Consider the following 4,770-nt stretch of genomic DNA (forward strand, 5'->3'; position numbering starts at 1 on the left):
CGAGACATGGGCGGGCCCATGTCTCGCAAAGCAGTCAAAAAACCCCAGCCGCCAAAACTCCCCAAGGGCGAGGCCGAGCAGGTGCGCATCCGCCGCGAGGTCGGCCACGACTTTGCGCTTAAAACGGACGCCTTCGGCCGCCAGCGGCTCACCCCGGGCACGGCGGAGGCGCGCCGCGTCTACGAGGTGTCGAACGGCGGCCACACCTCCACCGGCGGCGTCGTGCGCCTGCGCAATGTCGATCCGCTCACCGGCATCACCTCGCTGACGCGCCAGCAGCGCGAGGCCGGCCAGCGCTTTCGCGACGATTTCGAGCGCAGCCAGCGCGAGGGCCTGCAGCCGCAATCCTGGAGCGAGCGCGTCGATAGCGGACGCGTGGGTGGTGGCGTTCCCGACCGGGTGCTCTCAGCCGGCCGGGCATATGCCCACGCTGCCGCTGCGCTCGCCCATTGGGAAGTGGCTGAAGTGGTCCGAAAAATCTGCCTCGAAGGCCAGTCGGTGAAGGCCATCGCCGAACGCACCGGCGAAGGGCGCGACGTGGTGGTGAAGCTGCTGAAGGTCGGGCTGGACCTGCTTGCAGTGCACTACGGGATGATGGGGCGGAAGGTTGGGTGAATGTTGAGCAGCATCATTACTGAGGAATAACGATAGAGCTACATTGCTGCTGCTGAATTGGTGCGGGACAGCTATACATATCGTGCGCAAGCGTCACGAGACGCTTGGATTGACAATGAAATACCCTGATGGAACCCTCGCCAGGCTTGGCGACAAAATCCTCGTCTGGGAAGGGAACGAAGGCGTCGTGGTCTGCTCCATGGATACCGACGAATATTCAGAGGAATATCCTAGGGAAGCGTTCGGCTATCTGGAACGAGGGATCATGGTCCTGTCCGAAAAAGCGGGGCTGATCCACTACGTGAAGCCCGAGGAGGGAATGCGGCTGGTCGAGCGGAAGAAATAACGTCCGCCCAAGCAATTCAGACACAGCCATTTTGCATCCCAAGACCACAAACGCTCGGCGCTGCCCCTCATCCACCCTTCGGGCACCTTCTCCCCGTAAACGAGGCGAAGGAGAAGCGCGGCGCCGGCGACGGCTGCTTTTTCCCCGTTCACGGGGAGAAATGCCCGCCAGGGGAATGAGGGGCAGCGCTGACCTACGAGGCCATGTGAGCGGCTCAAGTGCCCTTCTTCAACGGCGTCGGATATTCGCCACCCTCAGGCGGCGGCTCCCACCCGAACACACTCCGCCCGCCCAGCAAATGCGACTGGTCCATTTCCCCCGCCACGATCTCCTTCAGGCTCGGCCCCGTCACATATCGCTCCATCCGGCGTGACTCGCCGTCCAGCCGCCTCAGCGCTTCCAACTCCTCGCCGCGTCCGAGCTTTGCCTTCCCCACCGCCGATTTCAGCAACGAGATCGTCTCGTCATAGACTTTCAGCGGCACGGGGAAGGGGTGGCGGTCCTTGCCGCCATGGGCGAGGGAGAAGCGGGCCGGGTCGGAGAAACGGTAGGGCGCGCCGTGCACCACTTCCGAGACCATGGCCAGAGCCCGCACCGTGCGCGGGCCGACGCCGGGGACCAGCAGCAATTCGGGAAAATCCTTCGGGCCGCTTTCTATGGCGGACGCGATGTTGCCGTGCAGGCGGCGCATGACGATGTCGCTCTCGCGCACGTCGTGATGCGCGGGCATGATGAGGTTGGGCAGCAGCGGCTGCGCGGCGGGCTCGGGTTCGGGTTTCGGCTCCAGCACCGCGAGCTCGGTCAGGATCTTCTCCGGGCTCATGGTTTTCAGAAGCTCGACCTGGCCGCCACGGGCTTTTTCCGCGCGCCAGTCGGTGAGGTTGACGATCTCGCCCTGGGTCTCGCCCTCGATCGCCGCATGCGGCTGGTCGACGAAGCTTTTAAGCCCCTCCGACAGCCAGTGGTAGCGGCGCGCCTGGCGCGCGTCGCCATTCATGCCTTGCTGCACCACCACCCAATGTCCGTCATCGGCGACGATGAAGCCGTGCAGGTAAAGATCGTAGCCGTCCTGCACGGCGGCGCTGTCCACCTTGGCGACGAGGCGGCTGGCGGTGGCCAGGGCATCGCCGTCCAGGCCGACTCGGTCGCCGATCGCCAGCAGCTCGCCCGGCGTCTTGCGCGAATGCGCGCCGCGCCCGCCGCAGACATGGATGCCGAGCTCATTGCTGAGCGGATTGAGCCCCCGCTTCAGCGCGCCGATGACCGAGGTGGTGATGCCGGACGAATGCCAGTCCATGCCCATCACGGCGCCGAAGGACTGGAACCAGAAGGGATGCGCCAGACGCCGCAAAAGCTCGTCCCGGCCGTAATGGTGGATGATCGCCTCGCACAGCACCGCGCCGAGCTTGGTCATGCGCTCGCCCAGCCATTTCGGGACCCGCCCGCCATGCAGCGGCAGGTCGGCGCTGCCGCTTCGCTGCGTCAAGGATGTTCTCCGTGGATGCCGGAGAGTTAAATGGCATTTTGCCGGTAATTTGCAAGGCGCCGACGCGATCTCCCCCACGAGGAGGGAGATCAGTCCGCCGGCCGCATCACCCGTTAATACCGGTAATAGTACCCGTGGTGATGCCTGTGGTGCCGATAATGATGCCTGTGGTGGTACCGGTGGGGATAGACGTAGTAATGTCTGTAATACCGATGGTACCGGTAGTGCGGATAGCGGACCACGTAGCCGGGATAATAGTCATCATAGTAACGCGGGCCGTAATAGCGGCCGCCGTAATCGTAGAACGGGCCGCCATAGAACGGACCGCCGTAGAACGGATAGCCGCCAAACGGCCCGATACCGAGACCGAAGAATCCTTGCGCATCTGCCGGCGCGACCGTGGCCACTGCCGACGCGACGGCAATTGCGGAGGCAAGTAGAAGCTTTTTCATGGCAACCTCCTCCTGAAGGTTCGCACTGACAACGCTTGACGGCCCGAAAAGCTGCCTGGGGCCGTAGGCTCAGCGCGAAATCGGCGGGAACTGAAGCTGCGCCTGGCTTGCCGGGGGCGGACACGGCTAGCTGCAGACGCGCACCTCCCGCGTGAACCTGTGGTCATGGCTGCGGGTTCTCACCGTTTCGATCCGGCAATGGCGGCCGTGCTTTACGACACGATAGCGGCTCGGCGGGGCAACATAGCCGCCTTCATAGTCGTTGCTGTAGGCCGGGCCGTAGCCGGGCCCGTCGTCCATATAGGGGCCGTCCCAATACGAGCCGTAGACCGGAGCGTAGTTGTAACTGTCGTAAAAATCGCCGAAGGGGCCGTAGTCGAAGTAACTGCCGCCCAGGAATACGTTGCCTGCATCCGCAGGTGTGATGATCGCCACTGTCGAGGCCAAGGCAAATATCGAAGCAAACAGGAACTTTTTCATGGCAACCTCCTCCTGAAGGTTCACCCATGGATAACGTGCGGCATGCCGAAAAATTGCGCCGCCGCGCACAATCAGCAACATTTGAAGGTTTTGTGAGCGCTCGACGTGCTTCAGACACACGCCGGATGATAACGCGGAGCCTGGCGAAAGCCGTTCCGCGCTATCCACCCAGGGTGACTTTAGTAGCCGTTGTAGCCGTTACCGCAGACGCGCACCTCCTCCACCACGCGGTGGTGGTGGCGCCAGTGGCTCACCAGTTCGGTTCGGCAATGATGGCGATAATAGCGGTGATGGTAGCGCACTACATAACCGCCATTGTCGTAATCGTCGTCATAGACATGGCGATAATAGCGGTGAGGGTAGTATCCGCCATAATCGTTGTAATAATCGTCGTCATAGCCCGGACCGACGCCGATGCCGAATTGCACGCTGGCCGCGCTGGCCGGCGCGATCGCGAACGCCGAGGCGATGGCGATCATCGAAGCAAGCAGAAGCTTTTTCATCGCTGCCTCCTTGAGTTTCGAGGACGCCCCTTCCAGGGATAAACGGTTTCGAAGTGGCCGGTGTTCCAAGGAAAATGCGCGGACCTATCTTCCCAGGTGCTGGGGGACGAGCCCGTTCGCAAATGCAGGAAAACGCTCGCTCTCCCGCAAGGGATATATGGACCAGGGGGAGAATAGCGCGTCGCGCGATGTCGCAGCATCGCTCACGCACCCCTGGCGCCATCGGCTATGCCACACCTGACCTAAATCTCAACCGCAGGAGCTCTCATGACCAAGCAGACCATTCTCAAATTCGGCGCCGTCGAGCATGCCGAGGCCGGCGACCTGCCGGGCTGGATCGTCGTGGAGGGCAGGCCGACCATGCAGACGGCCGTGCAGCACACCACCGAGGACGGCAAGGTGATGTCCGGCACCTGGCGCGCCTCGCCCGGCACCTACCACGCCACCTACACCGACTATGAATTCGTCCACATGATCGCCGGCCGCATCATCATCACGCCCGACGGCGGCGAGCCGGTCGAGGTCGGCCCCGGCGATGCTTTCGTGGTCGAGGCCGATTTCAAAGGGACGTGGAAGATCCTCGAGCCGGTGACGAAGCATTTTGTCGTTGCGGTGGGCTGAGGGCATGAGCTGCTGATCTCCCCCACAAGGGCTAGGCTATTCACACATCTTCTGTGACTGGCGCGACTGATCAGGCCAAGGCTTGATTGCCACGTGGTTCCCCCAATCCGTCGCTGCTTCGCAGCGCCACCTTCCCCCCCTCCGGAGGGAAAGGAAGGAAGCGTTGCTGGACGAGCGTTGACGGCAAAAAGCTTGGCGCCTTCCTCTACCCCGTCGATCGGGGGAGAGGTGGCTCGGCGAAGCCGAGACGGAGTGGGGGTCGACCAG

The 4,770-nt window shown here is 62.9% G+C and carries 7 protein-coding genes; 3 read left to right on the forward strand and 4 right to left on the reverse strand.

Annotated features, from left to right (window positions below; translation table 11 throughout):
- Window positions 1–18 precede the first annotated feature (18 nt).
- Together LB565_RS29665 and LB565_RS29670 are read left to right on the forward strand one after the other, a co-directional pair.
- Window positions 19–615 (forward strand): DUF6456 domain-containing protein, encoded by a 597-nt coding sequence (locus LB565_RS29665; RefSeq protein ID WP_224589611.1) that lies wholly within the window; start codon window positions 19–21, stop codon window positions 613–615.
- A gap of 43 nt (window positions 616–658) precedes the next feature.
- Window positions 659–961, forward strand: coding sequence for a hypothetical protein (locus LB565_RS29670; RefSeq protein ID WP_224589612.1), 303 nt, complete (start codon window positions 659–661; stop codon window positions 959–961).
- A 214-nt stretch (window positions 962–1,175) separates the two neighbouring features.
- On the opposite strand, the gene LB565_RS29675 is transcribed toward LB565_RS29670, so the two are convergent.
- The 4 genes from LB565_RS29675 to LB565_RS29690 all read right to left on the reverse strand — a co-directional run bounded on the left by LB565_RS29675 (window position 1,176) and on the right by LB565_RS29690 (window position 3,882).
- Window positions 1,176–2,447 (reverse strand): DUF763 domain-containing protein, encoded by a 1,272-nt coding sequence (locus LB565_RS29675; RefSeq protein WP_224589613.1) that lies wholly within the window; start codon window positions 2,445–2,447, stop codon window positions 1,176–1,178.
- A gap of 113 nt (window positions 2,448–2,560) precedes the next feature.
- Entirely contained in the window at window positions 2,561–2,899 is a 339-nt protein-coding gene (locus LB565_RS29680; RefSeq protein ID WP_224589614.1) for a hypothetical protein, read from the reverse strand.
- Between the two features lie 126 nt (window positions 2,900–3,025).
- Window positions 3,026–3,379, reverse strand: coding sequence for a hypothetical protein (locus tag LB565_RS29685; protein ID WP_224589615.1), 354 nt, complete (start codon window positions 3,377–3,379; stop codon window positions 3,026–3,028).
- A gap of 179 nt (window positions 3,380–3,558) precedes the next feature.
- The gene (locus tag LB565_RS29690) at window positions 3,559–3,882 is read right to left on the reverse strand and encodes a hypothetical protein (protein WP_224589616.1); all 324 of its coding nucleotides are present in this window, start codon (window positions 3,880–3,882) and stop codon (window positions 3,559–3,561) included.
- Between the two features lie 267 nt (window positions 3,883–4,149).
- Between LB565_RS29690 and LB565_RS29695 the strand changes: the two genes are divergently transcribed.
- Complete coding sequence (locus LB565_RS29695; protein ID WP_224589617.1) at window positions 4,150–4,503, forward strand: cupin domain-containing protein; 354 nt, start codon at window positions 4,150–4,152, stop codon at window positions 4,501–4,503.
- Window positions 4,504–4,770: the final 267 nt, after the last annotated feature.

The sequence above is a fragment of the Mesorhizobium sp. CA14 genome (assembly GCF_020165195.1).
Lineage (GTDB): Bacteria > Pseudomonadota > Alphaproteobacteria > Rhizobiales > Rhizobiaceae > Mesorhizobium.